Origin of the sequence: Mesorhizobium sp. M1A.F.Ca.IN.020.06.1.1, from assembly GCF_004023265.1 — a bacterium.
Classification (GTDB): Bacteria; Pseudomonadota; Alphaproteobacteria; order Rhizobiales; family Rhizobiaceae; genus Mesorhizobium.
Genome location: NZ_RZSR01000666.1, coordinates 1 through 3422, shown reverse-complemented (window position 1 = coordinate 3422; position 3422 = coordinate 1). Strand labels below are relative to the sequence as shown.

Below are 3422 nucleotides of genomic sequence, written 5' to 3'. Positions count from 1 at the left end.
GTGCCCCGCCGATAGGCGAGGATCACCGGCAGCGTCACCTTGCCCTCGCGGAAATCGTCGCCGACATTCTTGCCGAGATCCTTGCTGGAGCCGCCATAGTCCAGCGCGTCGTCTATGAGCTGGAAGGCAAGGCCGAGATTCATGCCATAGGAGCGCAGCGCCGCCCGGTCGGTGCGGGAAGCGAGCGCGATCACCGGACCGACCTCGGCGGCGGCCGAGAACAGGGCGGCGGTCTTGGCCTTGATGACGGCGAAGTGCTCGTCCTCGGTGGTCTCCAGATTCTTGGCAGCCGCAAGCTGCATCACCTCGCCCTCGGCGATGATGGAGGCGGCGCTCGACAGGATGTCGAGAGCCTCCAGCGAGCCGACTTCGACCATCATGCGAAAAGCCTGGCCGAGCAGGAAGTCGCCGACCAGCACGCTCGCCTGGTTGCCCCAGATCATGCGCGCCGTCTTCTTGCCGCGGCGAAGCGCGCTCTCGTCGACGACGTCATCGTGGAGCAGCGTCGCGGTGTGCATGAATTCGACTGCGGTGGCGAGCTTGACGTGCCCCTCGCCCGCATAGCCGAACATCTGGGCGGCGGCGAGCGTCAGCATCGGCCGCAGCCGCTTGCCGCCGGACGAGATCAGGTGGTTGGCGACCTCCGGGATCATCTCGACGTCGGAGCCGGCCTTCGACAGGATCAGCTCGTTGACCCGTCCCATGTCGGCTGCCGTCAGGTCGATGAGATCCTGGATGGAAGCAGGTTCCCGCTTGCCTTCGATATTCAGAACGACACCCACCACGATCACTCCCGTCTCATTGACGCGCCCGACAACACCCTGGTCCCGGTGGGACTCTAGGTCGGCACAACCGCGCACGGCAAGAGGCGAATTGGCGCGGTTTGGCTGGCGCTGGGCTGGCCTGGCGTTTACATGAGCGCCGCAACCTGCGATTTTCATTCCATGATCGAGCTTGTCCGCACCAACGACGCCGTCCTCATCTCCTTCGTCGAATCGCTCATGCGCGACGCCGGCATCGCCTGCTTCGTGGCCGACCAGAACATGAGCGTGCTCGACGGATCGATCGGCATCCTGCCCAGGCGCGTCATGGTCGATGCCGAGAAAGCCGATGCCGCGCGGCGCATCCTGAAGGATGCCGGTATCGAGAACGAGATCCGCCGGCAATAATGGCAGCATCAACCGCCCTCGCCCCGGACACGCCGGCCCACACGGTCGACGCCTTCCATCGCGGGCGCTTCTGGCTGGTGCAGCCGCGACAAGGCCACCGTGCCGGCATGGACGCCATGATGCTGGCTGCTGCCGTCCCGTCCGGCTTTTCCGGCCGGCTCGCCGATTTCGGCGCGGGCGCCGGTGCGGCGACGCTCGCCGTGCTGTCGCGCTGCCCTGAGGCACACGCGGTTCTGGTCGAGCGTTCCGAGGAGATGGCGGCCTTTGCCGCCGCCACGCTTGCCCACCCCGGCAACGCGCATCTCGGCGACCGCGCCTCGGTGCTTAAGGCCGACGTCACGCTTGCGGGACGGGCACGGCACGGAGCCGGACTTGCCGACAATTCGTTCGACTTCGTCGTCATGAACCCGCCCTTCAACGCGGCACAAGACCGCGCAACGCCGGACGCGCTGCGCAGAGAAGCGCATGTCGCGGAGGACGGCCTGTTCGAGCGCTGGATCAGAAGTGCGGCCGCCGTCGTCAAGCCGCGCGGCGGACTGGCGGCGATTGCGCGGCCGGAGCAGCTTGTCGCCATCCTGGATGCGATGGAAGGCCGCTTCGGCGATGCCGAGATGCTCTGCGTGCACCCGCGCCCAGACGCGGCGGCGATCCGCATCGTCGTCAGGGCGGTGCTCGGCGCGCGCGGAAAACTGTCGATCCGGCCTCCGCTCACCTTGCACGGCGCATCCGGCAACGAGCCGACGGAGCGGACCGAAATGATCAACAACGGGCTGGCGTCGCTGTTCGGCGATTGATCAGAGGCCGGCGATGCGGCATTGCCGTTGCGCGGCGAATTCCTACATGCCCGGGAGCAAGGATGAGGTCTGACCTTGCTCTAGCATCTCTTGTGGAGACAAGCTTTCGTGAAACGCTTCTTCAACCGCCTGCTGCCGAAATCCTGGCGCTCGACAGTCGTCACCATTCCGGTCATCCGGCTGCATGGCACGATCATGCCCGGCGGCGGCCAGTTCCGGCCAAGCCTGTCGCTCGCCTCGACGGCCGGGCTCATCGAGAAGGCGTTCGGCTTCGACGCGCCGGCGATTGCGATTTCGATCAACTCGCCGGGCGGCTCGCCGGTGCAGTCGCGGCTGATCTTCAAGCGCATCCGCGACTTGGCGGCAGAGAAGGACAGACGAGTGCTCGTCTTCATCGAGGATGTGGCGGCCTCCGGCGGCTACATGATCGCAATCGCCGGCGACGAGATCTTCGCCGACCCTTCCTCGATCGTTGGCTCGATCGGCGTCGTCTCCGCCTCCTTCGGCTTCCCGGAGCTGATGAAGAAGATCGGCATCGAGCGGCGCGTCCACACCGCGGGCCAGAACAAGGCCGTGCTCGACCCCTTCAAGCCGGAAAAGAGGGAAGACGTCGAGCGGCTGAAAGCCTTGCAGCTCGAAGTGCACGAGACCTTCATCGATCTCGTCAAGGAACGGCGCGGCACCAAGCTCAAGGACGACCCGGATCTGTTCACCGGACTGTTCTGGACCGCCAAAAAGGGTCTCGAGCTCGGCCTCGTCGATGCGCTGGGCGACATGCGCAGCGTGCTCAAGACCCGTTTCGGCGAAAAGACGCAGCTCAGGCTGATCACCGCGCCGCGCGGGCTTTTCGGCCGTTTCGGCTTGTTCGGATCGCGTTTTTCGGCGCCGGACATCGCCGCGGCCGCGGCCAGCGGCGTCATCGATGCGGCGGAAGAGCGCGCGCTGTGGGCGCGCTTCGGGCTTTGAAAAAGCCATGATTGCGTCTAGCATGGCCGCTTGACCGACCCATCCGGCCGGCCTTGCCGCGAGAAACGCGGGAGGAGTTGTGAGATGCCGTAGATCATTTTCTTCGTTGTCGTCGGCGCCGCCGCCTATTTCGGTTATCGCGCTTTCGTACGCGAGGCCGAGCGCGTGACGGCCAAGATCCGGCGCACCGAGAAGCAGGCGGCCAACGGCACGATGGGAACGCTGGTCAAGGATCCGAAGACCGGCGAGTACCGTCTGGCTAAGGACTGAACACCATCTCGCCAGCAGCCGACATTCTGGAGGCCGAGGCCAAGTCCCGGACATGGCTTGCGCCTGCCAAGATCAACCTCGCGCTGCCGGTTTACGGAGCAGCCTACAAAAGCGTATTCGTTCGCAGCCTTTTTGCGGCCCTGACTCACGAAAGCCTTTCCAGCTACGCGTTCGCGCTGTCGGAAATCGAGTACACGGATATACCGTTTTCTCGGAACTATCT

At 65.2% G+C, this 3422-nt stretch carries 4 protein-coding genes; 3 read left to right on the top strand and 1 reads right to left on the bottom strand.

Annotated elements, in window-relative coordinates:
• A partial coding sequence (locus EOA60_RS24640) for a polyprenyl synthetase family protein (RefSeq protein ID WP_164899508.1) occupies nt 1–782 on the bottom strand: 782 nt, incomplete at its 3' end.
• Between the two features lie 162 nt (nt 783–944).
• Here EOA60_RS24640 and EOA60_RS24635 point away from each other — a divergent pair.
• The 3 genes from EOA60_RS24635 to EOA60_RS24625 all read left to right on the top strand — a co-directional run bounded on the left by EOA60_RS24635 (nt 945) and on the right by EOA60_RS24625 (nt 2929).
• Nucleotides 945–1169, top strand: a complete 225-nt coding sequence (locus tag EOA60_RS24635) for a DUF2007 domain-containing protein (protein WP_066999078.1) — start codon at nt 945–947, stop codon at nt 1167–1169.
• On the top strand, nt 1169–1963 hold the full coding sequence (locus EOA60_RS24630; protein WP_067327811.1) for a methyltransferase: 795 nt from the start codon (nt 1169–1171) through the stop codon (nt 1961–1963). Before EOA60_RS24635 ends, EOA60_RS24630 begins: the two co-directional genes overlap by 1 nt.
• Before the next feature lie 108 nt (nt 1964–2071).
• Nucleotides 2072–2929 carry a S49 family peptidase gene (locus EOA60_RS24625; protein ID WP_067327810.1) on the top strand — a complete coding sequence of 286 codons (858 nt, stop codon included), beginning with the start codon at nt 2072–2074 and terminating at the stop codon, nt 2927–2929.
• Nucleotides 2930–3422 lie beyond the last annotated feature (493 nt).

Bases quoted from the DNA above. Each gene is read 5' to 3' on its own strand.
- EOA60_RS24635 (WP_066999078.1), top strand. From the start codon at position 945: ATGATCGAGCTTGTCCGCACCAACGACGCCGTCCTCATCTCCTTCGTC.
- EOA60_RS24630 (WP_067327811.1), top strand. From the start codon at position 1,169: ATGGCAGCATCAACCGCCCTCGCCCCGGACACGCCGGCCCACACGGTC.